The organism is Sulfuracidifex metallicus DSM 6482 = JCM 9184 (assembly GCA_032834875.1).
Classification (GTDB): Archaea; Thermoproteota; Thermoprotei_A; order Sulfolobales; family Sulfolobaceae; genus Sulfuracidifex; species Sulfuracidifex metallicus.
In genome coordinates, this window is record CP135238.1 from 1,894,946 (window position 1) to 1,920,681 (window position 25,736).

The following is a 25,736-nucleotide window of genomic DNA, read 5'->3' on the forward strand; positions in this document are numbered from 1 at the left end:
AACGCTATCATCATTCCAAAATAATAAAAAAGATTTTAATATCAGACAACATATCTCATTCTAATGGAAGAAATTCCTATAGTCGTCCTTAATTATAATGGACTACATCTGCTGAAGTCTTACCTTGACAGCGTACTCAACACGGAATACCCAAACGAGGTAGTAGTTGTTGACAATGGATCCAAGGACGGTAGCGTAGAATACCTCAAGTCCAAGGGAGTAAAGACCATATCTCTAGACAAAAATTATGGTCCTTCTTATGCAAGAAACGTTGCAATAAGGACTTATAAAACCAAGTTTATGGCATTTCTGGATAACGATGTAGAAGTTCCAAAGGAATGGTTGAATCCTTTAGTAGACGTAATAAAAGGAGAAGAAAAGATTGCTGCTACTCAGAGCGTATACACTGAATGGACATGGGGAGATCAGCCGTCTGAAATACCTTGGTTCTCGACTGCTGCAGCCCTCACTAGGAGGGATGTGTTAGAGAGGGTTGGAGGATTTGACGAACATTACTTCTTTTACTGGGAGGACACGGAGCTCTCGTGGAGGCTATATAGGGCTGGATACAAGGTCCTAATGGTTCCTAAGTCTCGGGTATATCATGAAGCACACGGAACCTTCAAGAAATTACCTTCCAAGTTTACCTCTTACCTTACCATGCGAAATCAATTGATACTCCTGTTAACATACTATAATAAGAAACAAATAGTATCTAACTTCATACCACTTTATATGATTAGATTTCTCCAGTCATTCAAGGCCCCAAATAGGGGAGCTAAGTTAAAGGCTGTCCTAACTCTAGGAAAGGAAATAGGATATGTCATGAAAAAGAGATCAGAAATAAGGAAATTGACGGTTAATACTGACGATAGATTTCTTTCGTATCTAGGTAGAGATCCTTTCGGATTTGTGGAATTAAGATCAGTTGCAGAGGGAATAAGGTACAAGATGTCCGCTAAAGCAACCGTCTAAACTATGAAGATATCTTTTTCTAAGGTGTTCATCTTTCTAGCTTTACTGTCCATAATTACCATATCCTCTATCCTCACACCGAATTTTCCTTGAAGGTATATCCCTGGCTCTACGGTAAACGTCATGCCTCTTTCTATAATTTCCTCGCTATCTTGAGATATATAGGGATTCTCGTGAACATCGATTCCTATGCCATGCCCCGTCCTATGTATGAAACGACTTCCAAACCCATTTCTTTTAATGATGGACCTAGCTAAGTTATCTATTTCCTTACCTTTCATGCCTTCAATTGCTTCCTCAGCTTTCTCCTGCGCTTCCAGAATTAGGGAATAAACCATCTTCACTTCCTGCGAAGGGTTTCCGATAGATATTACCCTGGTTGTATCCGTGGAGTAACCTCGATATTTAACGCCAAAGTCGACCACTATCGCATCTCCCCTTTTCACTTTCCTTTGGGTACAACGTAGGTGGGGCATGGAAGCGTTAGGCCCAGAAGTAACTATTGGCCTAAATGAGGGTTCTACTCCTCTTAAGTAGAACTCCTCCTCTAACCTTTTAGCTAACATACATTCTTCAGCTTCCTCTTCTACTCTGTTCAGAAATGATAGAAAGCTGTCCTCAGCTATTCTCAACCCTTCCTTCATGATACTTACCTCGTTCTCATCTTTTCTAACTCTCAACGTGCTCATGAGGGGAGACGAGCTTAACAGCTTTCTCGGCAAGAACGTATTCGCTATTTCAACTGTAAACTTAGACCAAAGTTGATCATCTACTGCAATTGAGGAACCTTTCTCTATTTTCAGTTTCGAGTAAGGATCTTCGCCATCATTATAAGAAAAAACTGGAAATCCCAAACTTGATAGTTGCTCTTCGTAAATTTTAGACGCTAAGAAATATGCTTCACCCTTTCCTACAATCAAAAGAAGAGGTCTTTCCATTTGTTCCTCTGAAAATCCTGTAAGGTAGAACATGTTGCTTGTAGGTCCAATGATAACATAATCTATTCCATTTTCTTCCATCAGCGATAAAAGAGCTTTGATTCTCACACAAGGATTATCGAATTATAAAAAATACGTTTTTCTATCAACTGATCGCCTACTCCGTTCAACTATATATTATAGTTTCACAAAATCCAGATAATAGATTACTAATAAAAATCTATTTAGATATTTATATTACGAATTATTGTCATAAAAGGTTCGCCTTATTTCTTGTAAATAACATGAAGGGTCCTTACCCCAGAAATCTCCCATAGCTAAGGCTCTTCCTCTTAGTCCACCGTTACAAATGTCAAGAAAAGGACAGGACGAACATGCCTTTAAATATTCCTTTCTTTTCCGTAATTTTACAAGCACGTCCGAAGGTTCATCCCATATCTTTCTTAGTTCACTGATATGCCCCATCTTTACTGGCGTGAATTGGTCTGGATAAACGTCTCCGTTAGGAGATATATCAGCTATCCTCTCACCAGATCTATTACCTCCGTTCCTTCTTAGTAAATCCAGAACTTTATCGTCCCTTGTTATATGATAAATTAGAACGCCATCAACTGGATTGTCTGCCGTTAACACTTCAAAATCTGCATGCTTAGCTTCATCTATAATGTGAGACACTATCTTCAACCGCTTGTTATTATCAATGTCTAAATTTCGAGTAGCACGCCCTGCATAACCTAAATGGTAGAAGCATATCCTTTGTAGACCTTCTCTCTTTACTATATCTAGGGCTAAATCTACATAAGAGTAATTTTTGGCTGTTATAGTAAATCTTATTCCGGTCTTCAATCCGAGTTCCCTCGAGTATCTTATTCCCTCCATCGTCTTTTTGAATGCCCCTTGAACCCCCCTAAAACTATCGTGTACTACCTCAGGGCCATCTAGGCTAATTCCCACGTAGCTAATGTACTTCTTTAACTTGTCTAATTTTCCCTTAAGCATGGTTCCGTTGGTGGAAAGTTCCACGGTGATACCTAAGTCATAAGCTTCCTTTGCAATTATGTCTATGTCGGGTCTAGCAAGGGGTTCTCCACCTGAAAGAAGAATGTGTTTAACTCCCATGTCAGCAGCTTCTTTAACGGCCCTCAGCCAATATTCTATATCCAGATCATCGAAGTGGTCCATTCCAGACGATGAATAACAGTGACTGCACCTGAGGTTGCAGTTTCTAGTGACGTTGAAAACCAGAACCTTAGGGTAGTTGGAATCCCCCGAGAACCTTACCGAATCCCCAGATTCTGTTTTTCCTTTAACTAATCTGGAAACGCTTATCATGATACATCACCTTTGGATGATATAGACAGAAATCATCTTGGGCGTGAATGTTCTTAGTCTTTGAGTATACTCTAGCTCTACAACCTCCACAGTATAGCTTGTATTCACAGATTCCGCACTTCCCTTCCAACAAGTTGGGATCTCCTACCTCCTTGGAAAGAGGAGAGTTATATATCTCATCTAGTCTCTCCTCTCTCACATTGCCTAGTTTAATCGGAAGGAAGCCGCACGGATATACGTCACCGTTGTAAGCTATGAAGAGGAAACCGTTTGACGCCATACATCCCCTCGCTCCACCTGCAGAACCTCTACCTTTTTCAGGGTCATACCCCGGTATCACGTCACCTCTCACTGCGCTGAACCTCACGAAGTATGGGTTACAAGTCATTCTCACGTTTAATCCCTCCTTCCTCCACTGCCTCACTTTGAGCATTAACATCTCGTTTTGTATTGGCAGAATTTCCATACTCTTAGTAGCCCTTCCAGTAGGTATGAGGACGAATATGTCCCAACTGTCTGGGTAAAATGACATTACCGTTTCCTTAACTTGATCCAAGTAGTCTATGTTGAACTTGCTAATGGTAGTGTTGATCTGAAGCCAGACACCCTCCTCCTTTACGTTCTTTATTGCCTCGCTTGATATACGAAATGCACCCTGAACTCCCCTAAAGCTATCGTGTATTGTCTCTGGACCATCAATACTTATGGATACAGCCTTGATTCCTGCATCCTTAATCATCTTAGCTACATCTTTTGATATCCTAGATCCGCTGGGTGATAACGCTGTCATTACTCTTGACGATGAATACCTTGCTATTTCGAATATATCATCCCTTTTCAATGCGTCACCTCCACTGATAACAAACATCCCGTGTATGCGATCTATCACGTGCCTTTCTATCTCGTGAGCTGTAAGCTCGTCCGGAAGTCTCTCCTTCAAACTGAAGGCTCTACAATGCTTACAGTTGAAATCGCAGGCTTTAGTACTTTCCCAAACCACCACAGAGGGCATCAATTTAATTCACCGTGGTAAGGTATTAATCTCTTAAATGGAAGAGAAATTAGAAAATTAAATGATTTCAAAGCCTTCCCTTGATCCCAGTTAAAGAATGACAACGGGGGTCTGATACCTCCGTCCACTCTAAGCGCGTCTCCTGTAATTAGCGTTTCACCGTTGAAGAGAGCTATATGGCCTGGAGTATGACCTGGGACATGTATAATCCTGAACCCTGAGATTTCCTCCCCTCCGTTAACTCTTACATCAATTCGTGGAGGTTCGTAGGTGATCTCATTTATCCTCTTTATGGTGGACTCGAACTCGTTTCTCGAAACATTTAATTCCCTTACCACATCTTCATAGTTTAAATTAAATTCCTTGGGTGTGAAGTCTTCTAGCTTGTGTGCTATGATTTTTGCATGAGAAATTCTTCTAATTATCTCAGCATTACCTGCGTGATCCGGGTGAGAATGAGTCAGAAGAATAAATCCTACATCGTCTAATGAAAATCCTATATTACGTAATCCTCGTTCTAACTGGTCTAGATTTTGAGGTAGAGATGTGTCAACTAAGGTTAAACCATCGTCAACTATAGCTACTACGTTATGAGGTAAAACCTTTCCAAAGAAGTTCTCTTCCTTTAGTTTTATTACTTCAATCCTCATGCTCAAACCTCGGTATAAGTTCTATAGGAGGAGACAATCTCTCCATTTTTCCAGGAGATTCTCCGTCTACCTTTAGAACCCTCTCAGCTATAATGTCACAGTATTTGCATTGGACACAACTCTTAGATTCACAATCATTATATTTGAAGAAGTTCAACCACCTTTCAGGGAACTGCGAATTATCGATTGTTACCTTTTCCAAGACGTCGTAATATGAAGGGCCGCCAATTTTTCTCATCACCTTTGGTACGGCCCTCCCCTGTGGATAACTGACTATGTCGAGAAGATTGCCTTCATATTTCCTTTCAGAGTAAGCCTTTACTGCCCTAACTATCCAAGATGTACTCTTGTTCCTTCCTGCAATCTTGAACCTATCGATGCCAATTTCCTCGTAGTAGGTTAAGTCTTCCGGTCTTATCCATCTCATTCTAATTAGGTTTGCTAAATCGTTTCTTACGTCAGTAGCACAGAACATTATGGGATATTCGAACCAAATTCCCTTTTCTCCTTGTTGACTGGACGTCATTGAAGATATCAGATCATGTGTCCTTCTGTAGGGACATCCCCAAAGGCAAGAGTTATTTGTAATAACTTCAACGTCAGCTAAGGACCTCATGGCTTTCAATACCTTAAAGTTCCTGTTCACATCTTCGTGAGCTATTATGGTATTTACTCCCATGGAGATGTACTCCTCTGCCTCCCTTACATTATAAACCCTTGAATAGGATGATACGGATATTTCTATATCTGGATATTCCTTTCTAATGTAGGATATTAAGAGGGGCATTGCGACAATGAATCCGTCCACAATGTTAGCGTGAAAGTCAATTTCGCGTTTAACTTTATCCATGAAAGATGAGGAGTACTCCCTACCTTGTAAAGTAGCAGTGTTCATAGTGTAAAGAAACTTTATTCCGTAAGACCTCGCAATTGAAGCATGTTGCTTTAACCTCTCTTCGTCTACCTTGGGAAGCACGAAGGACGCACGACCGTGACCCGTCACGGTAACAGTTTCGCTGCCGAATATGTATTTGACTGGAAATTTCCTTAACTCTTCGAGAAGAGAATCATCGAAGTTTGTTCCTACAACTAGCCTCATATGCTATTATCTCATGCTTAATATTTAAAATCATTCTGTTATTAACAGAGTTAATAAAAATAACATAAATTACTTAGAGTCAGCCTTAACGTCTAAGAGATCTGTCTGAGAAATTGAAACGTTCAAAGCGACAGCAGGATTAACTATTTTGCTCCATGCTTCCTCTATTAACTCCTCCCAAGCTTCCCTCAAGTTCTCCCTCCTCAGTTTTATCTTAGTTTCCTTAGAAATTACCTTAACTGCAGAAAGACAACTCTCCTTAACTACACAGTCCCTACACCTATTATTTCCACGTTCCTCCAAATTTATGTAAATTAACTTTCTCTCATTTGTAATATATAAAATACCTCTTAAATGAGAGTAATCGTCTGTAATTGGTATAACTGCCTTAAAGTTTATGCTATTATCCTTCATTAATCCCAATTCCTTTAATTTATTCAGTACAAAGTAATAATAGCTCTTGCTTAAACCCTCTGGTCTCTCTCTTGCTATTACGGAAATTATGTTCTCTCTTCCCAACTTAGAAAATTCTTTATTCTTTAACATAATAATTTTTTCAGGGTTTATGGGTCTTTCTATCTTAGAAGCGAAAAATATGCACATAAAGAGTATGTAGGTTTAGCATCTTAAATTTCTTAATATAAATATATAATAGGAACCACGTCTTGTGTATTAACTGTGTTTATATTAGTTTTAAAACGTTTTATAAGATATTTAGTCACAATTATAGATTCTTAGGTTTTTAATGATCAGATAAAAGCAAAGAATTTTTAAATACAGAATATACGTTAGTTACATTAGGATTTTAAACTAATAAAGTAAGTTATACCATAGCGAAAATATTCAGAAAAGTAATATATGCTTTAGTAATGATAAAAATACATCTTCGGTTACACATTGTTCTTTGCATTAACTTATGATATAATCAGTCCAACGTTTTATCCTTAATTCTTGTTGGGAGTTAAACTCCATTGTGAATTGAGTTGAGAAAGGTAAGAACAGTATTCTCCCTTATCTTAATTGCGTCCATTCTTTCATTGTTGATGGCATTCATGAACGTACCTATGGCTCAGACGACATCACAAATAACCGTGTATAAGGAAGTCGGTTCAGCTAATTTGAAAGCTCCAGGAACAGAATCATTCTGGAATAACATTCCTTGGACAAATCTTTCTCTCTCAGCAAACATACCTAACGCGCCTACGTCTGGGCTTACGCATAATTTATCAGTTAAGGCTGCATGGAATGGAACGGACATATTCATACTTCTTAGATGGAACGCACCTAATCCAGCCTTCGGGGCATGGTCCGCAGCTGTAGCTGGAATTGATCCTAACGCTTCTGGACCAGGATTATTTAGAATCATTGAGATAACCCCTGGAGCTAAATATCAAGTCATGTCAAACTATACTTCATATTATACTATAGTTAATGGAACCAAGGAAACTGGTAGACTTTTCCTTTCTTACGATGGGATATCTGAGGCTATGCCCAACGGAAGCCAAATCAAAGTGTTAGGGAACGGAACCATTTTGTTCTATCATTCACTTAGACCTATAGAGAGAATACTTTACGACTCTGGATTATTCTATGGATATTACACAAACTCTACGTGGTATTATCCAGATAGAGCTGCTATGATGTGGTATATGGGTTCAGGAACTCCAACTATGGACGGAATGCATATAGGAGGCAAGTTCCCAGGTCAGACATTCGACGGCGAGAACTTCACTTACGCCGGAGGTGCCCTGAAACAGCCTGGAGGCGCCGCAAACATTTGGATGTGGGTATCTGGCGCTACATGGAACAATAAATCTGAAGATCCTGCTTTCAAATACAACGTCTGGGAGAACAAGAGCATGACTGGATTACCATACACTAATAATGGAACCGGTTTCGCAGTACCACTTTACACTAATAACACTAATATGTATGAAGTAGATTGCTCCGGAATTTGGTATGCCCCAGTAAAGAGCTCAGGGTTAGAGGGCAGTCTTTTCTTCATAGAGAGTGGTGCAACTTATTCCAATGGCTATTGGACATTAGAATTGGTCAGACCTCTTGCAGTTCCCACGAACTATTCCCAATACATGCCAAATATAACAATTGGAAAGACCTACGATGTAGCATTCGCTGTGTGGCAAGGAGCAGAAGGAGAAACTCTCTTTGATAAAAGTATTACGTCGTCTTTCCTTCTGCTGTCTCTCAGCTCTCTACCAAAGCCTGAGTCTCCAGTCCTAGCTGTAAATCCAGAGATAGTTGACATAACTACAGCAGGTGTTGTAATTGCAGTAATTGCATTGGCTGCAATATGGATTTCGTTTAGGAGGTGAAATGAATGGATATAATACTTTATATAACTTTACCCGGAATCATAATATCTCTAATAGGGCTAGGAATATTATGGATAAAATATAGAAGGTGATTTTAAATGTTTGACTTAAAAATGGAAAAAGATTTAAAATATTATTTAGTTTTTCTTAGTATAGTATTTTTTATGCAATTTGTCTATCAGGTAATTTTCCCCATATCTTACCTTCCTCTTTCAATCCCTGAAAAGTTGCCCATGGAATACGTGGGTACGGCAGGACTTTACCTAGGTTACGGAGCTATCGCTCTTGTATCACTTTCCTTGTCAACTAGAATCAAATCCATGTTGCTGTTGTTTGCAACAGACGTACTTTCACCTATCCTATCACATTCAGTTGAAATAACTCTACTAGGTATTGCAGCATCCTCAATCGTAATTGTAGAGTCATTTTTACGTCAGAGACAAGTAAAAGGAATCTTATTATTGCCTATCCTCGTCATGGCTTTATTATCAATGATTTCAGCATTTACAATAGATTTATTGAGTTTTACTTTTAACCCTAGCTATTCATTTATGTTTCTAATAAGTTCCTTATCTTTTGTGCTTTACACGGTTCTATGGGGCAAGAACAACAAAAGGAGCGTCTTGAAATATCTAGCTTCTATTCCTGCACTTTTTCTCTTCTTGCCACTCTATTTTATGGTTGAAGATAATCGTTTCATGTTTATGATAATGGACATGACTTTCTCGGCAATTTATGGCATATCTTTTAACAATCCAGATAATCTGGGCCTTTTCATTTTGTTATTAAGCTTGTCAACGTATCTTTCAGTTGTAATAGCTCTAAAAGGAAATCCGACCGCAGGACTTGGATATTTTATTGTAATAAGTGATGTTTTCATGGGAATTACAGGATATCATCTAATAGAGTACATGTTATTAGTAGCTGTTGGCTTCTCACTAATCACACTAAAAAGTGATGGAAAGGAAAATGAAGTTGAGAAGAAGACTATAAAAAAGGAGGAAACTCCTGCATCAAATACATAATATTAAATTAGTATTTTCCTTTAGTTTTAATAAAATATTAATTTAAAAAATCTGCTTTTATCTTTAGTTTACTAATGAAAATTCATAGGAGAAATCTAGAGTTATAAGTTTAGAACGCTAAAATAGGACGTCAAAAATGTGGATATTAATCTTCAGTCTAACGTCTAAACCTTAATAGAAATTCTTGAGAGAATAACACGACCATGAATGTTATCATTCCATTCTAAGAAAGGAGACAAGAAGGTTCTTAGCCCTGACGAATTCCACTTTATAAGGGAATTAACTTTCGCAATAAGAAACAAAGGATTCGATCCTAAGGAATTCGTCAAGAAAGGAGACAGCTATTTGTTTAATTTCGCAGAAAAAAACACTTCAGGAATAGACGAAAAGAGAAGAAACTTTCTGAAAGCAATGGTTATAGGCGTGGGCGTAGTTACGGTAGCTGGAATTATACCTGGGCTCAGAGTCTTGGTTCCGCCCAACGTATCTGCGGTTTCCAGTTTTCCCAAGAGCGTACTTCTTAACAGCTCCGGTAGTCCATTAAAGGCATCATCAATATCTGTAAATAGTCCAATTATTATGCTATTCAATTATCCGCTTAGCGGCGAGCCTAACTTTCTCCTTAATCTAGGAGACAGCTCAGGCAAACCCGTTGAAGTACCTTCCTCCACCGTTACGGTACCTCAAACGGGAGACAAATATACATTCCCTGGAGGTGTAGGTCCAAACAAGTCTATTGTAGCGTATAGTGCAATATGTCAACACTTAGGATGCAAGCCTCCATTTATCCACTTCTATCCCCCCAAGTATCTGACTCCAGCTCAGCTTACTGCGCCTGAACCTGATACGTTAACTGCTGAGGCATTAGCTAGCGCTAAGAGTGCAAAAGCCCCAGCCATCATACACTGCGATTGCCACGGGTCTACCTATGATCCTTATCATGGAGCACAGCCTCTAACAGGACCAACTGTTAGACCATTACCTACTGTTCTTCTAGAATGGGATAGTTCAACGGATTACTTATATGCCTTAGGATCTTTAGGCGTAGGAATATACCCAGAAGGAGCTAACGGAGTTCCGTCTAAGAATCCTACTGTGGATCTATCAAGCAATTTTGGTTCTTCAGTTGGGGATAAAACTGAGGTGAAGGAAGCTGAGAACCCATTTTCGTCTTGAGTACAACGTGAAATCCTTTTCTTCTGAAATTGAGGTGTTTGAACCATGAGCAAGGAAAGCCTTTCCTCTAGGGTATCAAATTGGTTTAAGGATAGGCTAGGCTTAGATGACCTACCTCTCTTTAAAACCCCAGACTATATGTTCCATGTAAACGAGTGGCTGGGAGCCTTAGTTGCTGGTGCGTTCTTCTACACTGTGATATCGGGCTTAATACTGCTCTTATATTACAACCCAGAAGCAGGATACGATGCAACCGAAACTATAATAAACACCGTACCTTACGGATCAGTTTTCCTCTACAGCCACTTGTACGGATCATACGCAATGATAATTTTGGCTTACATACATATGTTCAGAAACTACTTCACCGGTGCTTACAAGAAACCCAGGGAATTACTATGGATATTTGGAGTTCTTATGCTCGTCCTAACGTTAGGTGCGTCTTTCCTAGGATATAGCCTAATAGGCGACGTTTTAGCTACAAGTGCAGTCGACGTAGGTGCAGGAATAATATCTTCAGTACCTCAGCTTTCCTTCCTATTGCCTATCTTATTTGGAAATTACGACAGTGGAGACTTCACCAGAGTACTAGCATGGCACATTATCCTGGTCGCCTTAATAGGTTTTCTATTCGTCTTCCATCTTCTCATGGCCGAAAGGTACGGAATGATGCCATCCAGGAAGGTTAAGCCAAAGGCTCCTGCAGTATATACTAAGGAAGAGGACCAAAAGTTTAACCCATGGTGGCCTAGGAACTTCGTTTACATGATGTCTTTGATATTCCTTACTTGGGGGTTCATAATCGCAATACCCAATGCCTTAGCATACTTAAATGGACTTCCACAAGAGCTAGATCCATTCCTTAATCCCAAGCCTGCACCACCACCAAGTAGTCCATTGGCAGCCCAAGTAACCACTTACCCACCGTGGTTCTTCCTATTTGTTTATAAGATTGCTGACTTCACAAGCGACGTGGTATTATTCCTGTTGATAGGTGTGATAATTCCGTTAGTATATTTACTCTTAGTTCCTTTCATAGACAGAACCGATGAACTACATCCACTTAAGAGGAGAGTCTTCACTGGAATTGGAATACTCATGATAACTTACTTAGTTCAGACTTCAATATGGGGAGACATACAGCCTGGAATACAAGTTAGCGTAGCAGAACAAGTATTAGCATATTTGCCTCCAGCAATAATAGTTGCGATAGGTATGGCTTTCCTGCCTTACAGAGAAAAAGGAAGCACTAGAACTAAGGTTCCCATGTTTAAGAAGGCACAGTTCTCTAGTCCCATTGCCGTGCTATTATTTATGATTTTGGCAATGTTAATGGCAGGCGCAGCTACACTATTCTTAGCTTCACCAAGCCCATTGAGTGCGGCGATATTCCTTCCAATTCTATCGCTATTTGTATTTTACGCTAAGGCGCTAACTCCGGTTGCTATCAAGGCTATGCCGCAAGGAGATTCAAGCGCATCTGACAGCACATCTGAAACGATAAATTCCACAGATGTAATAAAACTTGAGAGGAAAAAGAGAATAGCAACCTATATGATAGGCGTGTTGCTAATAATGAGCGCGATAATAGCAGCTGATATGTGGACCATACCTTCTACGGGATTCGAGTCAAACATGTGGGGGATAGACCTTGGTCTGCTCTTCATAATGCTAGGCGAGGCAATATCACTATACCATTACGTGGTGTATAAGAAGCCAAATGAGTCCTACGAATAATACCTATTTTTTTGACAATTGAGTTTTAAGTAGAGAGTGAAAGAAAAATGATCAACATAGGTTTTTATTATAGGGTAAAGAAAGGTCATGAGAAGGAATTTGAAGGTCGTTTCTGGGATGTAGTTTCCAGCAATGTAGAAGGAATGAAATCTGCTAAACTTTACAAGAATGTAATGGATCCTCAAGAATACATGATATACACAGAATGGACCTCGTTGGAAGCCTTCAGAAATTTCATGAAGAGTCAAGGTTATAAGGAGACAGTTGATTACGGAAAATCCATACTGGATGGCATTCCTACACATAGAATATTGCAGCCAATAGATGAGGAGATGGAAAAGGTGAGTGGTTCAACCATTTGATTCTCCTTACGTTAATAGAATTTTTTAGTTTTTTATAATTTCTCTTTATATGTAGAGATTGAGTTAAAAGTAATATTATTTCTTCATTACTTAGAATAATAAGGTTTTATTTTCTTATATATAGGCAACTTAACATAAAATCGTGATTGACGTCTTTACCAAATTTTGTGGTTAAGGAAGAGAAAAGCCTCGCTTTTTAAGGCGGGAGGAAGTCAGATAAGTCAGATGTTACTCATTCATTCGCTATGTGTGAAATCACTGTTATAGATATGCTATATATAGTTTTATAGTTATAAATTAATAAAACATTTATATAATTACAGACTCCTTATAAGCTCGTAAATTGAAGCCATGTCCAAATCTCCTAGGCCTGAACGCAACGCTGACGCAAAAAGTTTTGCCGTGACAGATGAAGTCATATTAGCTACTCCTAAGGATGAGCATTCCTGATCAATTATCCTAAGGTCCTTAGCCATTAAGGAGAGCCTAAACTGCGTAATATAGTTCCGTTCCTTTAACATCCTTGACTTCATGGACGATAGGGGAGAACTTATGATGGAACCATCAGAGAGAAATGACGAGACTATTTCAAGATCAAGTCCAGCCCTTTCAGCCAAGGTAAAGGCTTCGGCTAAAGCCTCCATATAACTAGCTGCTATTAAGTTATTAACCAACTTTAGATACAATCCACTTCCATTATCTCCAACGTAAATGACCTTGTTTGCTGTTACCTTAAGCAAGGAAATCACTTCCTCAACTCCCTCTTTAGGTCCGCCGAGCATTACTGTAGCTTTTCTCTCTTCAATTCCCGTTGATCCGGTCACCGGAGCATCATACATCACTCCACCCATGGAACTTATTTCTTTAGCTAGAGATTTAGACGTTCTAGGAGAGATTGTAGAAGTGTCTATTATAACCTTACCCTTCACATCAATTTTCCTTACAACCGATGTAACAGCGTCATCATCAGAAAGCGATAACAGTATGAAACGAGACGATATTTTATCTAAACTTACAACGGGTACCCCAAATTCCTTTGAGAAAAGTTTAGACTTCTCCTCCGTTCTATTCCAGACACCCTTTAACATTCCAGCCTTGGCGTAGTTCTTCGCTATCCTCCATCCCATTGTTCCTAAGCCTAAAACTGTTACTTCCATAAATTAGATTGCAAGTTCCTTATATTTATCCCTAAATCACATTAGTGTCTAACCTTTTAATTCTTAAAATTGTATATAAACTTTTAATTAGAACATAATTCTTAAGTCGTTCCTAACATTCTAATTATTTTAAATCAAGGTTTTTACTCCTCCTCAACATTAGTTAACATATGAAAGAGCTTGAACTTAAGCTAATGCCAGATGACGTGCCAGTTAACTTCTGTCTAGCAACAAAGGAAAACTTTGTAGAAGGCGAAGTAGAACCTTCCTTTGTTATTTTGAACTACCTAGTTTTCGTGGAACTTTTCCCGTTTGCAATAAGATCGAGAAAAGGAAGTGTTGAATCAATGGAGATAAAATGGGGAGAACTAAAGAATATATTAAACGTTATCCTATCCAATAGGAATCTAGCATAAAAGAGCTGCTGATTTGTCGAAGACTAGAACCTAGCCACAATAGAAAGTCGTCTGATTTCCTCCCTATGCTGGAAGGCTAGACTTTCCGCCAACTTAATTCCCCCTAACTCAATATTTATGTAAATTCTCGTGTAGTCAAACCTAAAATAACATTAGGTCTCTCTATAGATGTGAATGCGGCTCAAGTTATTATAAAGACTTTAAGAGGGCTAGGTATTAAGAGGGTATTCTCAACCACGGGTACGGATCACGTTGCTTTCCTGGTGGAGGACTTCCCAGAGCTAGTTTTAGTGAAGCATGAACTTGAGGCAATATCTGCTGCAATAGGTTCGTCGTTAAAGGGAGAAATGGGATGTGCATTGCTTCATACAGTACCAGGAACTGGAAACTCTCTGGGTGCTATAATGAACGCATTCACGTCAAGAATTCCTCTCATAATCATGGCTGGAATAGCTCCTATAACAGAAGGTGGAATAGGAAAGAACTTGCGAACACATTGGACACAAGAGGTGAAGGATCAGAGAGAAATCGTAAGGCAGATCACCAAGCTGGACATGGAAATAAAGGATCCATTGATGGCAGAACAAGTTCTAGTCAGAGCCTATTCGGTTGCCATGAGTGAGCCCAGAGGTCCAGTTTACATTGCTTTCTCTAGGGAGGTATCCTTAGGAGAAAGTCAGATTAGGAATAAGAAGCCTTCCTATTATGAACCAGGGCCTACCTTAGACAAGATAAACAAAGTTAAGGAAATGATCGAGGAGAGCGAAAATCCAATAATAGTAACGTGGAGAGCAGGTAGAAGAAGGCAGTGGTTCCACTCCTTAAAGAGCTTTGCCGAAAGGTCGAACATACCCGTGATGAACTTTGCCGGAGAGGTATTGAACTATCCATCTACAGGGAAAATGTCGATAGTGAATGCAGACCTAAACAAGAACGACCTCATAATAGTCGTTGAGAGTGAGGTCCCATGGAGCCCTCCAGATAAGGTTAAGGGTAGTGTAATTAAGGTAGATGTAGATCCGCTCTACTCGTATCTACCCACATACGGGTTCGACTGTACTTTGTGTATCCAAAGCACTGTGTCAAGTCTATTCGATAACCTACAAGTTAGGAAAAAAGACTTTGAGGTGAAGGATTGGAGAAAAGAGCTGAAGATGGAGGTGGAAAAGCTTTCCTCAATGTCAAAGGTGAATCCTAGATACCTATCATGGGAGATCGGAAGATTGAAACCCGATACGATTTACAACGAGTATGTGCTAAACCCAGTTTATGCAATGCCGGAGAACTTTGCATCTTATTTCGCAGACCTTTCTTCGAACCACTTAGGATGGACATTGGGAGCATCGATAGGCGGAGCATTGGTTTCGGGAGGTTACTCCGTCGTAACCATGGGAGACGGAGCCTTCATCTTAGGAGTACCAGAGGCTTTTTACGATCTGGCAGTTTCACTCTCTATTCCAGTTACTGTGGTAATTTACGACAATTCTGGATACTTAGCTGTAGAGGAAAACGTAGAAGCCGTTACCGATAGAACTCCTTTAGAAGGAGTCAAGTACAAGAGATTTAAAATAGGAGAAACAGTGAAGGCATTTAACGGGTTTTATAGGCTAGTTGAGGAACCATGTGAGGTCCCGGATGCTCTCAGGGAAGCTAAAAGGGAAACAATGATGGGGAAGATCTCGGTTGTTCAAGTCATAACTCAAGGTAGATAAGTCATGCTACTTGAGATAACTCTTTCGAGGAGAACCCCTCAAGGATTTCCTTAAAGGATTCGGCAACCTTATCCCAGGGATACTTCTTCGCGCATGCTTTTGCAACGTCGTGATATTCACCCTTTAAGAACTCTTTCACTGCATTCACCATCCCTTCAATATCACCTTCCTTCACAAGCTTTACTGCACCACAGTCACCGTAGTAATAACGTAATGCAGGTATGTCGTAAGCAACTACTGGAAGACCGCAAGACAGAGCCTCAGCTACAACTATTCCGAAGGAGTCAACGTGAGAAGGATAAATGAAAACCTTTGATCCTTTCATTACACCATATATTTTTCTTTGATCTGGTATCATGCCTAGGTAGTTTACTCCATGTGGCATTGAGAAACCGTGATCTACTTTACCTATGAATGCGCTTGAAAGACCGAGCCTTCTAGCTACCTCAATTGCTTCTGGAGTTTCCCTTCATGAGCCCTTGTCTAGCTACATGAATTAAATCATATCCTTCAAGAATAGGAGAGGACTCAACGAGTTCCAAGTCAACTCCAGCGGGAGGATCTAATACCTTACAAGATATTCCCAATTCCTTAACTTTGTTCTGAAGTACCTTGCCTGCACATATGCTCCTTTCACTTCTTCTATATCTCCTTAATCCGATCAACGTTTTAGCAAACCATAAAGTTCCATCTATTGGATTGGTTTGTTTCACTAATTTGAAATAATGTTTATATATAGGAAAAGAAATATAAGGTTCAAGATAATGCATTATTATTGAATTATGTGTATAGAAACCTAATGTAAAGTCATAATTCTTAGATATATTATCAATATAAGCTCTAAAAAATGTATTTTTATAAATAAATCTAAGGTATCTACCTATAAATGATTCCCTGTAAGGCATGACTTTCCTGTGATACCTTAAGTTTCGTACTGCATCCGGAAACTTGTCGGCTATTCCCTTTTCACCAGAAAAGAGAAGTTCTTCTAAACCTACCTTAACGTTAAATTTTGGTAATCTCTTCAGCAATTCCACCACCGTGGTTGTTGCACCCGATGTCTCTGGTTCCCCTATGTTAACATATAGTATACTTGTCACTGAGTTTCAATCAAGGCAATTAGTTAAAAAGATTTCTGTAAATAGTTATTTTTTTATACTGTATCAAAATGCCTCTATAGTTTATGTTTTGCAATTTACCCCTATTTATTAGGATCAGTTTTTAGTGTTTCTCAACATGATGTCAAACATAAAATATTTATCTTAGATCTATTAAATTAAAGATATAGCTTATTCTTAGGCATAATATATATCAATTCTGTATGCTAATTCATATAATCACAGCCTAGAAGAATTCTATGCTGGGCGTACTACTCTCCCAAGGAAAGAATAAAGCATTAGCGGATGCCGAAAAAATAACCACAGACTAAACAACACCTTAAAAAAGAATAATCACTTTTATAAGTTTACTTTAGCTTAACATTAGTCTATTGTTTTTTCTGACCTTGAGCTGGTTGGTCTTTCTTCTGACCCTTATCCTTCTTGCCTGCCATTTTAGATCTATTCTAACATATTCTCAAGATATTTAAAAGACTTTTTAGATTAGAACGACTATATTGTTGACACTATTTCTGAGATGGTATTACGGATTATGTTAATAACAAGCAGGATAGATTCTAATTACTTTTTAGAATCATTAGTTACTTTTAATGATAATGTTAAATCTTCTTTACATAGAGAATTATATTTTTCAAGGTAACTTTTAGGGATTAGCCTTAGTTCTTAATTAGGAGAATAAAGGTTAAGATTGCGAACTTTCTAACCGACAAAAATTACGAGAAATGTGAACAACCCCTTTTAATGTTTCCAACTTTTTATTAAACTATGAAAGTAAACGTAGGTGACCAGGCTCCAGATTTCAAGGCAATTACTGATGAAGGTAAGGAGATAAGTCTTTCTCAATTTAGAGGGAAATATATAATTCTGTATTTCTATCCTAAGGACAACACACCTGGATGTACTAGGGAGGCAATATCCTTCAGAGATAGACATGATGAGCTGGAGAAGGAAGGTGCAGTTGTAATAGGAATAAGCTCAGACTCAGCCTCATCACATAAGGGGTTCAAGGAAAAATATTCCCTTCCGTTCATCCTAGTGAGTGACGAGGGAGGTAAAATAAGAGAGATGTACGGAGCTAAGAGCTTTCTAGGCCCTTCTAGGACGACGTTCGTGATATCACCAGAAGGAAAGGTAATTCACGTTTACAATTCCCAGATTAACCCTGCAAGACATCCGGAGGAAGCGCTTAGAGCTATAAGGCAAGACAAGGAAAGGAGTGGAGTTACTAAAGTTTAAAATAAGCAGATAGAAGACATAAAGAATGCAATATGTTATAATATCATTAATATAATTCAATAAATTCCTATTCTAGTTATAGATATTAACATAACACGTTTTCTTCGCTTACAAGTGCATAATCTAAGTTCATCTATGAGATAGCTTGGTAACCTTGTTTTGTTGCTTAGTACTATTTATGTTTGCTAAAAATCCAATCGTAGTTATAATTAGCTTTACCTACTATAACTCAAGACTTGTCTTACGTACTAATACTGTGTTTGGTAATTCTCACTGGCATTGTTTTCTTCTTCCTTGAGAGGCAGGGAAGTTAGACAGGAAAAAGAGAGTGGAAGAAAAATAATGTTGTCATTTAATATCTTTTCTTCAAATAAATTTGAGAAAAACGGATTACTTTAGGCTTTCTTATCTCATTACCTCTTTCTAAAACGAGAATAAGCAATTAATAAGAGATTTTGAGAAAATTAGGAAAAAAGAAGATAATAAAATAATTTTAAAGAAACAACTTTTTCGTATGAAACCTTACCCGTGATATACATTACTACACATACTCACCTAAAAGTTACGTAAGCCTTTTTGTCCACGGGCCCAAAATTGAAGCTATGAAAAGAAGGGCTGAATATCTGTTAGAAGGAAAGCATACCATAGACGGTGCAGGCGTGAAGTTGTACCGAGTCTTCGGCGGTCCATCTACGGTTAACATTACCGATCCGTTCCTTCTACTAGATTTCTTCGGTTCGGATAACGTTTCGGATTACATTAACGGTTTTCCATGGCATCCCCATAGAGGTATAGAAACTGTAACGTATCAAATAGAGGGAATGACAGAACATGAGGACAGTGAAGGAAATAAGGGTGTAATCCACAAGGGTGATCTTCAGTGGATGACTGCAGGAAGCGGAATTTTCCATCAGGAAATGCCAAAGCCGGTTGGAGAGAACACAGAAGTCAGGGGTTTCCAGTTATGGATCAACCTTCCAGCCTCCGATAAGATGACATACCCTGTGTATAGAGACATAAAAGGAGATTCAGCAACTGAAAAGGATCACTGGGGAGAATTTAGAGTTATAGCTGGAGAATTCATGGGAGTTGAAGGACCAGTTAGAGCTGGCAAGAAAGTAGATCCCATCTACATAGACATGAGGATTAATCCCGAATCCGAGATAACATTCAACCCAGGACAAAGTAGAAACGTGTTAGTATACGTAATGGAAGGACATATGACAATAGAGGACAGCCCAAGGATAGAGGAAGGACAACTTGTAGTTACCAGTGAGGGAGATGAACTTACAATCAAGGCAGGAAAAAGGGGAACTAGAATCATCGTCTTAGGAGGTAAACCTCTCAGAGAGCCCGTAGCATGGTATGGACCTATAGTGATGAATTCAGACGAGGAAATTCAAACCGCACTAAGGGAATTGAGACAGGGAAACTTCGTAAAGGAAAAGAGACCGATAAGAGAATAGAATGCAAAGAATATGAGCTACTCTGGCTCAAGGTTCTCCTTGAACCAACCTTGTTTATAAAAAATCAAGTTTACACTATACAGAAGAAAATGATAGGCTATTTTGATGGTTTATGCGAACCCAAAAATCCTGGGGGTATTGCAACCTTCGGTTATGTGATAATAAATGGAGAGAAAAAGATTCAAGGTTACGGTTTAGCCGCAGAACCTTTCTCCTCCTCTGCTACTAACAACGTAGCGGAATACACAGGAGTATTGTGTCTGCTTACTAAAATGAAGGAACTAGGTGCTAAGGATCCAGAAATTAGAGGAGACAGTCAATTAGTAATAAGACAACTTAAAGGAGAATACAAGGTGAAATCATTAAGAATAAAACATCTCTACGAGAAGGCTGTCGAGATAGCCCGAGAGATTAACGCCAAATTTGAATGGGTTCCACGAGAATTCAATAAAGAAGCAGATCTAATGACGCGCATAGCTTACGAAAAAGTTAGGGAAGGAAAATTAACTAAAGTAGGATGTGAAGGGTTGTAGAACGTTAAAGGTTCTCCATGACTGTAAATGTGGCAATATAACATCTATTTATAAAACTATTGTTATTTTTATATCTTTAAAAAAATATTTTACATCGATAAAAAGAATCTCTTTTATTAATATTAATGAATAAAATTATATTTAATATCTGCATTAAAAAGGAGTAATTACCTTCCTCTGTTACCCCTGAAAAATTAATGTTCAGGCAATGGAAGGAAGGTAACACCTACTAGCATTAGTATTACTGAGATAGTTAAAAGTGTGGTACCTATTAAGGATACCTTCATAAGGTTCGTTTTCACTTCGTTAACCTGCGCATCGTCTGGAAGAATGTTACGATAAACCGACGCTAACTTGTTTATGTCTTTCCTGACTGAAAGCCCAACAAGAAATCCAAATAGGCCTATTATCCCACCCAGAAGTATACTAATTCCCCAACCAGTACTAAAAAGGACACTCTCCACTTCAGGCATTCCTCCAGCCTTGTAATAACCTATCATATAATGAAGGAATTGCCCAGCCCCAAAAACTATGGTAACAATTCCAGAAGACTCTATAAAGCTAAGAACAGAAGGCAAAAATCCCTTCATCAGTTCTCTGATTGCTTCAGAAGATAGCTTGGCTAAACGCGGAGCTATCGCTATCCCAAAAACGGTAGTAGCTCCGTAATAAATGATGCCGAAGAAACCGTGAACTACGTTTAACGCAAACGATATGGGAACCAACTATATGACCTCAAATTGAAAGAGCCAAGCAACCTGACGCTGGAATTATTGCTATCACGAAAGACAAGGCCATCAAGTAAGAGAAATCGTAGTTATATGTGCTATAAAACGCCAAACCACCCGCAGCTGCAATGCCCACAGCGAGTACTGTAGCAAGACCTAAGTAAAAAAGATCCCGCCTTTCACTGAGGTAAGTAAGAGCAAAGAGCAATACCGCACCCAGCCCACTGAGGATAGCCAAACTGAGGTGAGAAGAGAGGAGAGCGGCCATCCATGTTTGCGTCAACGGAAACTGATCATTCAAGAGGGTAGACGTACCGGCTATGAAGGCACCTATTAGTAACAATGTCTCCACAGACGAAGCTACGAGAACTGGCCTATTTCTACTTAGGCTTTCTGTCATGATAATCAAGTTATTCTTCTAAAATGCAGTAAATAAATATTTCTGCTAACTTTCCAACATTAGTTTCATTTTCTTATGGAATAGAAGAGGAGGAAAGATGTGAAAGCAATTCCTAGAACGAATCCAGTCCCCATTCCCAATGCGTAAATTGGAACTACGAAACCCCCGAAGTAAAATAGCCCAGAGAACGCCGCTCCTAAAACGGAAACTATGTCAAGAATTGATACTATCCTAAGAACGTTGTTGCCACTTCTTGTGGATGAACCGTAAAGGAATATTGCTAGTACTACATCTGCTGCTGCAGCGTAAATGTGTATGGTTATTGGAATTCCAAGAAGCGGGAGCTTATACACCGCTATTCCCATTCCTGCTATATAAGTGAAAAGAAGTGACGCTAGCTCTAGGGTAGCTATTCCAGGTGTATAATCATTTCTTGACATCATGGAGTTTACTCTCTCATACATATCTAGAACTGACCTGCTCATACGAATCAAGGTAAAATTAAGAAAAAAGAGTTTAAAAGCTTTATTTTCAAAACTTTTGTAATTAGTAAAACTCTTTATAAAAAACGGCAAAGAAGGCCGCTGATGCTAAAATTATATACAAAGCAGTATCTATAATTGTAGTATACCCTACGCCTATAATGGATGATAACACGAAGTCCATTGGTATTGAAAGAAACAGAAAAAACACTGCGACAACTACCATGAAGGTGAGATTAGATTTCATAGTTTGACCACTAATTATCATTTTTAAAAAAGTTTACTTAATAAATGTTTCTAACGTATGGATAAGTTCAATGAGGTCTGGAGGAGAGGAGTTCCATATTATGGTGTAGGCTATAAAACCAGCCAAAGCTGCCGTAGCACCGAATATTAGACCTATTATCAATAAGCCCAGCTTGTTCATCAGGATCCACCCGAGAAAGTGTTTCCGTCGCTCTGAAGTTGCGTGTAGCAATCGCTTGGCTTTTCCCCCTTGTTCAATAATAACTTCCCGCACTCTGTTTGTTTATTATAGGAGTCTAGGTATGCTGCACCTTCTAGATCTGAGGGATGATCTATAATTGGAGGGGCTTTAGTATTCATGGAAACTGCGTATATGTAGTCTGTATTTGAATCCCAGTAAAGTTGAACGTAAGGTAAAGGCCTCACTGTAGGTCCAGTGAGAACGCCTGCTCCATGCCAAGGATCATAAGTTGAACCGTGACAGTCACAATGAATTACGCTTTTAGCTCCCGCACTTAAAGCTGCTTGGTAGGCTTCTGAAGGTAAGTAATTGGGAACGTTTCCTCCAGGGGAGAAGTACTTGGGAGGATAGAAATGAATTTCCGGAGGTGCACAACCCAAATGTTGACATATTGCACTGTACGCTACTATGGACTTGAAAGGACCTACTCCTCCAGGAAAATCATAAGTGGCGCCGTTCTGTGGTATTAATACCTTAGTTGGAGGTATGGAAACTGGGTTATTATTCTCGTCTCCCATGTTCAGTAAGAAGGTTATGTCCCCCAACATAGGATATTGGAAAAGCATGATGGTTGGGTCATTAATTGGCACAGACGACGCCTTTATCGGTGTACCGTTTGAATCTACTATTATTATCCATGGAAAATTTTTCAACTGGACCTCTTGAGGGTTTAGAACTGAAAGTATGGGCAACGCTGATGCTACCGTTACAACACCAACTCCTATTAGAACTCCTTTGAGGAAGGCTCTCCTTCCTGGACTTAAAGGTTCCACGTTGTTTTCAGCATAATTATATAAGTAATCTCTTCCTACCTTGACGAACTTCTTTTCGTCGAACTTTTCCTTCCCGTGTCTCATCTTCCATAGAAGTTTCCAAGCAAAAGCGAGCTCGTCCCTGCTTATAATTACCTTTTTCAAGGTTACATCATGTTAGATTTTTAAAGTGTGCCTGATAAAAGCTTTTCTAATGCAATTTTCAATATTTTTTATCATTAACTAATTCGTTTTAGCAATTTATTTTATAAAAATAATTTATCATGTAGAAAATTTAGAAAGTAAGTCGCTTAAATAGTTTAATATTTTAATTAAATTTTACACGTTATAAAACGTAACAAAGTTTACATATTGATGAAACTATTGAAAACATCTTAATTTATTTAAAAAAGCATTTTTAAGCTCAAATAAAGAGGTAAGCTTGAGAGATATGAGTTTCCTAGAGAAGATAAAGGAGCACGCGGAAGTATCGTGGTTCGTAGTGATGTTGGTAATTATTGCAGTTTTCGTAGGGTGGAACATAGCAGGAGTGACTAGTGGATCCAGCACCAGTTATAGATACGGATTGCCCCTAAAGAGTGGACTTCCTGAAAATGCACAGAAGGCAGTTGATGAGTACCAATCCAGACCTGATTCGTCTCAGGAGGTCGTAAACGGAGTCTTGGTCGTTAACATGAGCGTAACCTTCAAGGGATTTAGCCCAGATGTGATAGTTGCGAACTCCAGCGAGCCAGTTGTCGTGATACTCAAGTCGCCTCAAGTTATATCTGGGTTCTTCATGAGGTTTCAAGACGGAGTAGTAAACGTTAACGTAGTGCCGGGGTACACGAGTTATGTGTATTTTGTGACTCCTTCTCAGCCGGGGAATTACACTTGGAGGGATCCAGAATATTCTGGGTATAACTTCTCTTACTGGACCGGAACTCTGGAGGTGAAATAAGGTGATGCAGGAATACTTGAACTTCCTAAAAAGTGATGCAATAAAAGATAAATTGAGCGATTTTTTAAGGAAGATACTAAGCGTAGCCAGACCTAGGGACACTTTAGGTCTTACGTGGCTTTTCATGCTGGGGTCAATTGCATGGCTAATAACGCTGGGAGTTGCTGCAATGAACATGAGGACGTACTTAGTTTACAACTCAAACTCCCCAACAATAGGACCGATCTATTATACGTTCCTAACAATCCATGGATGGTCTGCTATGCTGGGTTTGGTTCCAGATGCAGCACTGGCGGTAATACTCTATTCTATGTATAAGTCTGATCTTTCAGTAGTTCACGTTCGCGCTATCACAACCTTATTCTGGATAGCAAACATCTCCTTGGCTTTAGCATTGTTTGGTGGACCAGACATGGGATGGTACATGTACCCTCCTCTAGCTATTACCGATAACGCTGCGTTTCAAGCCTTCAGGCTTTATCATGGAGCTACTATGGGGCTGGCTTATCTGTTTCTTGCACTGAACAGCGCAGCTGGTGCAATGGCTGCCCTCGTGCTTGTAGTAGATTCATATCTGACCAAAAAGAAGGACCAGAAAATAAACATATTCGCAGCGTATGGAGTTGCATTCTCCCTTGTCATTGGAGTAACCTTGCCTGCACTAACAGCATCTGAACTTTGGTATGTACTTGCAATATGGTTTCCTTCAGCGATAAAGGTAAACCCATTGTTATGGGTAATACTGTTCTGGTTCTACGGACATCCAGTAGTATATTATGTTCCATTTCCACTTTTTGGTGCCCTTTACTATTACATTCCAATTTATGCCGGGAGGCCTCTGTTTAGCGAGAGATGGGCAAGGTTAAACATCTTCCTCCTTGCAATAGGATCGATGCTGATATGGGTACATCACCTACAGACCTTCCCTCTTCCCACAGACCTTAGAGCGTGGATTACAGTTTCTACCTTAGTGTTAGCATCAGGGTCAGGATTAACTGTGCTAAACTTGGGTCTTACGATATTAACAGGTAAAGGATATAATTACAAGGATCCGCTAGGTATGACCTTCCTCATTGCCTTAATAGGATTTATAATAGGAGGAGTACAAGCCTTACCACTTCCTGTCAATCTCATAAACGGTGTAGTTCACAACACATATTATGTAGTAGGACACTTCCACCTGGTCATATGGACGTTAATACTGGTAGGCTTTACGGGAGTCTTTCTGGATCTATTGAAGGCTTCTAGACCCAATCTTGAATATGGCGTAAAGTCGAGAAAACTCATGTTAATAGGCATACTTCTATGGACGGTGCCTTTCGTGGGAGTAGGATACACCATGAGCATGGCCGGTTATTTGGGTCTACTGAGGAGAGTTATCGCATATCCACCGATGTTCACAGATTACATGCAGTTAATGTCATTCTTAGCTGAGGTAGGAATTCCAGGCTTAGTCCTCACTATTTCTACTGCCATCGCTGAGTACCTAAAGGCAGGTTCATCCGCCTCTAGGGTGAACGCGTTTTCACCTTCTCCGCCTCCACCGTCCTTCATGGCTTTTAAGGAGATGAGGGAAACGGTGAAGGAAATTGGGAATAAACCCGTAAATAGAGGTGAAAAAATTGGAGGAAAATGAAAGAAGGGAAAAC

Annotated in this window: 28 protein-coding genes; 13 read left to right on the forward strand and 15 right to left on the reverse strand. The window is 39.3% G+C overall.

The window, feature by feature from the left end; translation table 11 throughout:
• Nucleotides 1–63 precede the first annotated feature (63 nt).
• Entirely contained in the window at nt 64–975 is a 912-nt protein-coding gene (locus RQ359_RS10290) for a glycosyltransferase family 2 protein (RefSeq protein ID WP_156016532.1), read from the forward strand.
• On the opposite strand, the gene RQ359_RS10295 is transcribed toward RQ359_RS10290, so the two are convergent.
• The 6 genes from RQ359_RS10295 to RQ359_RS10320 form a co-directional block, all read right to left on the reverse strand.
• Nucleotides 972–2,021, reverse strand: a complete 1,050-nt coding sequence (locus tag RQ359_RS10295) for a M24 family metallopeptidase (RefSeq protein WP_256201992.1) — start codon at nt 2,019–2,021, stop codon at nt 972–974. The genes RQ359_RS10290 and RQ359_RS10295 overlap by 4 nt on opposite strands.
• Before the next feature lie 129 nt (nt 2,022–2,150).
• Nucleotides 2,151–3,245 (reverse strand): radical SAM/SPASM domain-containing protein, encoded by a 1,095-nt coding sequence (locus RQ359_RS10300; RefSeq protein ID WP_156016531.1) that lies wholly within the window; start codon nt 3,243–3,245, stop codon nt 2,151–2,153.
• Complete coding sequence (locus RQ359_RS10305; protein ID WP_156017927.1) at nt 3,220–4,257, reverse strand: radical SAM/SPASM domain-containing protein; 1,038 nt, start codon at nt 4,255–4,257, stop codon at nt 3,220–3,222. Before RQ359_RS10305 ends, RQ359_RS10300 begins: the two co-directional genes overlap by 26 nt.
• Nucleotides 4,257–4,907 carry an MBL fold metallo-hydrolase gene (locus RQ359_RS10310; RefSeq protein ID WP_054838507.1) on the reverse strand — a complete coding sequence of 217 codons (651 nt, stop codon included), beginning with the start codon at nt 4,905–4,907 and terminating at the stop codon, nt 4,257–4,259. Before RQ359_RS10310 ends, RQ359_RS10305 begins: the two co-directional genes overlap by 1 nt.
• Nucleotides 4,897–6,006 (reverse strand): peptidase U32 family protein, encoded by a 1,110-nt coding sequence (locus tag RQ359_RS10315; protein WP_156016530.1) that lies wholly within the window; start codon nt 6,004–6,006, stop codon nt 4,897–4,899. The genes RQ359_RS10310 and RQ359_RS10315 overlap by 11 nt, the downstream gene beginning before the upstream one ends.
• A 69-nt stretch (nt 6,007–6,075) precedes the next feature.
• Nucleotides 6,076–6,525: a hypothetical protein gene (locus RQ359_RS10320; RefSeq protein WP_156016529.1), complete on the reverse strand. Its 450-nt coding sequence runs from the start codon at nt 6,523–6,525 to the stop codon at nt 6,076–6,078.
• A 458-nt stretch (nt 6,526–6,983) separates the two neighbouring features.
• Here RQ359_RS10320 and cbsA point away from each other — a divergent pair, with 458 nt between their 5' ends.
• The 5 genes from cbsA (at nt 6,984) to RQ359_RS10345 (ending at nt 12,639) form a co-directional block, all read left to right on the forward strand.
• Nucleotides 6,984–8,339 (forward strand): cytochrome b558/566 subunit A, encoded by a 1,356-nt coding sequence (cbsA, locus tag RQ359_RS10325; RefSeq protein WP_054838504.1) that lies wholly within the window; start codon nt 6,984–6,986, stop codon nt 8,337–8,339.
• Nucleotides 8,340–8,437: 98 nt separating this feature from the next.
• Nucleotides 8,438–9,364 carry a cytochrome b558/566 subunit B gene (gene cbsB, locus RQ359_RS10330; RefSeq protein ID WP_156016527.1) on the forward strand — a complete coding sequence of 309 codons (927 nt, stop codon included), beginning with the start codon at nt 8,438–8,440 and terminating at the stop codon, nt 9,362–9,364.
• Nucleotides 9,365–9,571: 207 nt separating this feature from the next.
• Entirely contained in the window at nt 9,572–10,540 is a 969-nt protein-coding gene (locus RQ359_RS10335; RefSeq protein WP_156016526.1) for a Rieske 2Fe-2S domain-containing protein, read from the forward strand.
• Between the two features lie 45 nt (nt 10,541–10,585).
• Nucleotides 10,586–12,277, forward strand: a complete 1,692-nt coding sequence (gene soxC, locus RQ359_RS10340) for a proton pump complex cytochrome B SoxC (RefSeq protein ID WP_156016525.1) — start codon at nt 10,586–10,588, stop codon at nt 12,275–12,277.
• Between the two features lie 47 nt (nt 12,278–12,324).
• Nucleotides 12,325–12,639, forward strand: a complete 315-nt coding sequence (locus tag RQ359_RS10345) for an antibiotic biosynthesis monooxygenase family protein (RefSeq protein ID WP_156016524.1) — start codon at nt 12,325–12,327, stop codon at nt 12,637–12,639.
• Nucleotides 12,640–12,956: 317 nt separating this feature from the next.
• Here the strand turns inward: RQ359_RS10345 and RQ359_RS10350 are convergent, their stop codons facing one another.
• Nucleotides 12,957–13,796, reverse strand: a complete 840-nt coding sequence (locus tag RQ359_RS10350; protein ID WP_054838500.1) for an NAD(P)-dependent oxidoreductase — start codon at nt 13,794–13,796, stop codon at nt 12,957–12,959.
• A 170-nt stretch (nt 13,797–13,966) separates the two neighbouring features.
• Between RQ359_RS10350 and RQ359_RS10355 the strand changes: the two genes are divergently transcribed.
• Together RQ359_RS10355 and RQ359_RS10360 are read left to right on the forward strand one after the other, a co-directional pair.
• On the forward strand, nt 13,967–14,212 hold the full coding sequence (locus RQ359_RS10355; protein WP_156016523.1) for a hypothetical protein: 246 nt from the start codon (nt 13,967–13,969) through the stop codon (nt 14,210–14,212).
• A 170-nt stretch (nt 14,213–14,382) separates the two neighbouring features.
• The gene (locus RQ359_RS10360; RefSeq protein WP_054838499.1) at nt 14,383–15,924 is read left to right on the forward strand and encodes a thiamine pyrophosphate-binding protein; all 1,542 of its coding nucleotides are present in this window, start codon (nt 14,383–14,385) and stop codon (nt 15,922–15,924) included.
• A 1-nt stretch (nt 15,925) separates the two neighbouring features.
• Here RQ359_RS10360 and RQ359_RS10365 read toward each other — a convergent pair whose 3' ends face one another.
• Both RQ359_RS10365 and RQ359_RS10370 read right to left on the reverse strand, forming a co-directional pair.
• Nucleotides 15,926–16,309 carry a glycosyltransferase gene (locus tag RQ359_RS10365; protein ID WP_240900046.1) on the reverse strand — a complete coding sequence of 128 codons (384 nt, stop codon included), beginning with the start codon at nt 16,307–16,309 and terminating at the stop codon, nt 15,926–15,928.
• A gap of 61 nt (nt 16,310–16,370) precedes the next feature.
• A complete protein-coding gene (locus RQ359_RS10370) occupies nt 16,371–17,024 on the reverse strand; it encodes a hypothetical protein (protein ID WP_240900045.1) in 654 nt (217 codons plus the stop codon).
• A 783-nt stretch (nt 17,025–17,807) separates the two neighbouring features.
• Here RQ359_RS10370 and RQ359_RS10375 point away from each other — a divergent pair.
• The 3 genes from RQ359_RS10375 to rnhA all read left to right on the forward strand — a co-directional run bounded on the left by RQ359_RS10375 (nt 17,808) and on the right by rnhA (nt 20,277).
• Nucleotides 17,808–18,278 carry a peroxiredoxin gene (locus RQ359_RS10375; protein ID WP_054838498.1) on the forward strand — a complete coding sequence of 157 codons (471 nt, stop codon included), beginning with the start codon at nt 17,808–17,810 and terminating at the stop codon, nt 18,276–18,278.
• Nucleotides 18,279–18,880: 602 nt separating this feature from the next.
• Nucleotides 18,881–19,744 (forward strand): pirin family protein, encoded by an 864-nt coding sequence (locus tag RQ359_RS10380; protein ID WP_156016522.1) that lies wholly within the window; start codon nt 18,881–18,883, stop codon nt 19,742–19,744.
• A gap of 89 nt (nt 19,745–19,833) precedes the next feature.
• A complete protein-coding gene (gene rnhA / locus RQ359_RS10385) occupies nt 19,834–20,277 on the forward strand; it encodes a ribonuclease HI (RefSeq protein WP_156017925.1) in 444 nt (147 codons plus the stop codon).
• A 194-nt stretch (nt 20,278–20,471) separates the two neighbouring features.
• On the opposite strand, the gene RQ359_RS10390 is transcribed toward rnhA, so the two are convergent.
• The 6 genes from RQ359_RS10390 to RQ359_RS10415 all read right to left on the reverse strand — a co-directional run bounded on the left by RQ359_RS10390 (nt 20,472) and on the right by RQ359_RS10415 (nt 23,231).
• On the reverse strand, nt 20,472–21,002 hold the full coding sequence (locus RQ359_RS10390) for a hypothetical protein (protein WP_054838496.1): 531 nt from the start codon (nt 21,000–21,002) through the stop codon (nt 20,472–20,474).
• A 10-nt stretch (nt 21,003–21,012) separates the two neighbouring features.
• A complete protein-coding gene (locus tag RQ359_RS10395) occupies nt 21,013–21,405 on the reverse strand; it encodes a hypothetical protein (RefSeq protein WP_054838495.1) in 393 nt (130 codons plus the stop codon).
• A gap of 65 nt (nt 21,406–21,470) precedes the next feature.
• Nucleotides 21,471–21,890 carry a hypothetical protein gene (locus tag RQ359_RS10400; protein ID WP_054838494.1) on the reverse strand — a complete coding sequence of 140 codons (420 nt, stop codon included), beginning with the start codon at nt 21,888–21,890 and terminating at the stop codon, nt 21,471–21,473.
• Nucleotides 21,891–21,951: 61 nt separating this feature from the next.
• Nucleotides 21,952–22,134, reverse strand: coding sequence for a hypothetical protein (locus RQ359_RS10405; protein ID WP_156016521.1), 183 nt, complete (start codon nt 22,132–22,134; stop codon nt 21,952–21,954).
• 33 nt (nt 22,135–22,167) lie between these two features.
• On the reverse strand, nt 22,168–22,314 hold the full coding sequence (locus RQ359_RS10410) for a hypothetical protein (RefSeq protein WP_170267525.1): 147 nt from the start codon (nt 22,312–22,314) through the stop codon (nt 22,168–22,170).
• A complete protein-coding gene (locus RQ359_RS10415; protein WP_156017923.1) occupies nt 22,314–23,231 on the reverse strand; it encodes a Rieske 2Fe-2S domain-containing protein in 918 nt (305 codons plus the stop codon). Before RQ359_RS10415 ends, RQ359_RS10410 begins: the two co-directional genes overlap by 1 nt.
• 346 nt (nt 23,232–23,577) lie before the next feature.
• On the opposite strand from RQ359_RS10415, the gene soxA reads away from it, so the two are divergent.
• A complete protein-coding gene (gene soxA / locus RQ359_RS10420) occupies nt 23,578–24,087 on the forward strand; it encodes a proton pump complex quinol oxidase subunit SoxA (protein ID WP_054838492.1) in 510 nt (169 codons plus the stop codon).
• Nucleotides 24,088–24,091: 4 nt separating this feature from the next.
• Nucleotides 24,092–25,723, forward strand: coding sequence for a proton pump complex quinol oxidase subunit SoxB (gene soxB, locus RQ359_RS10425; protein ID WP_156017921.1), 1,632 nt, complete (start codon nt 24,092–24,094; stop codon nt 25,721–25,723).
• Nucleotides 25,724–25,736 lie beyond the last annotated feature (13 nt).

Excerpts from the sequence above, each read along its gene's own strand:
- cbsB (WP_156016527.1), top strand. The coding sequence starts at position 8,438 with ATGTTTGACTTAAAAATGGAAAAAGATTTAAAATATTATTTAGTTTTT.
- RQ359_RS10315 (WP_156016530.1), bottom strand. The coding sequence starts at position 6,006 with ATGAGGCTAGTTGTAGGAACAAACTTCGATGATTCTCTTCTCGAAGAG.
- RQ359_RS10350 (WP_054838500.1), bottom strand. The coding sequence starts at position 13,796 with ATGGAAGTAACAGTTTTAGGCTTAGGAACAATGGGATGGAGGATAGCG.
- RQ359_RS10380 (WP_156016522.1), top strand. The coding sequence starts at position 18,881 with ATGAAAAGAAGGGCTGAATATCTGTTAGAAGGAAAGCATACCATAGAC.
- RQ359_RS10305 (WP_156017927.1), bottom strand. The coding sequence starts at position 4,257 with ATGCCCTCTGTGGTGGTTTGGGAAAGTACTAAAGCCTGCGATTTCAAC.
- RQ359_RS10310 (WP_054838507.1), bottom strand. The coding sequence starts at position 4,907 with ATGAGGATTGAAGTAATAAAACTAAAGGAAGAGAACTTCTTTGGAAAG.
- RQ359_RS10345 (WP_156016524.1), top strand. The coding sequence starts at position 12,325 with ATGATCAACATAGGTTTTTATTATAGGGTAAAGAAAGGTCATGAGAAG.
- RQ359_RS10410 (WP_170267525.1), bottom strand. The coding sequence starts at position 22,314 with ATGAACAAGCTGGGCTTATTGATAATAGGTCTAATATTCGGTGCTACG.
- RQ359_RS10300 (WP_156016531.1), bottom strand. The coding sequence starts at position 3,245 with ATGATAAGCGTTTCCAGATTAGTTAAAGGAAAAACAGAATCTGGGGAT.
- RQ359_RS10400 (WP_054838494.1), bottom strand. The coding sequence starts at position 21,890 with ATGAGCAGGTCAGTTCTAGATATGTATGAGAGAGTAAACTCCATGATG.
- soxB (WP_156017921.1), top strand. The coding sequence starts at position 24,092 with ATGCAGGAATACTTGAACTTCCTAAAAAGTGATGCAATAAAAGATAAA.
- RQ359_RS10355 (WP_156016523.1), top strand. The coding sequence starts at position 13,967 with ATGAAAGAGCTTGAACTTAAGCTAATGCCAGATGACGTGCCAGTTAAC.
- RQ359_RS10335 (WP_156016526.1), top strand. The coding sequence starts at position 9,572 with ATGTTATCATTCCATTCTAAGAAAGGAGACAAGAAGGTTCTTAGCCCT.
- RQ359_RS10405 (WP_156016521.1), bottom strand. The coding sequence starts at position 22,134 with ATGAAATCTAATCTCACCTTCATGGTAGTTGTCGCAGTGTTTTTTCTG.
- RQ359_RS10375 (WP_054838498.1), top strand. The coding sequence starts at position 17,808 with ATGAAAGTAAACGTAGGTGACCAGGCTCCAGATTTCAAGGCAATTACT.
- soxA (WP_054838492.1), top strand. The coding sequence starts at position 23,578 with ATGAGTTTCCTAGAGAAGATAAAGGAGCACGCGGAAGTATCGTGGTTC.
- RQ359_RS10290 (WP_156016532.1), top strand. The coding sequence starts at position 64 with ATGGAAGAAATTCCTATAGTCGTCCTTAATTATAATGGACTACATCTG.
- RQ359_RS10395 (WP_054838495.1), bottom strand. The coding sequence starts at position 21,405 with ATGACAGAAAGCCTAAGTAGAAATAGGCCAGTTCTCGTAGCTTCGTCT.
- RQ359_RS10365 (WP_240900046.1), bottom strand. The coding sequence starts at position 16,309 with ATGCCACATGGAGTAAACTACCTAGGCATGATACCAGATCAAAGAAAA.
- soxC (WP_156016525.1), top strand. The coding sequence starts at position 10,586 with ATGAGCAAGGAAAGCCTTTCCTCTAGGGTATCAAATTGGTTTAAGGAT.
- rnhA (WP_156017925.1), top strand. The coding sequence starts at position 19,834 with ATGATAGGCTATTTTGATGGTTTATGCGAACCCAAAAATCCTGGGGGT.
- RQ359_RS10415 (WP_156017923.1), bottom strand. The coding sequence starts at position 23,231 with ATGAGACACGGGAAGGAAAAGTTCGACGAAAAGAAGTTCGTCAAGGTA.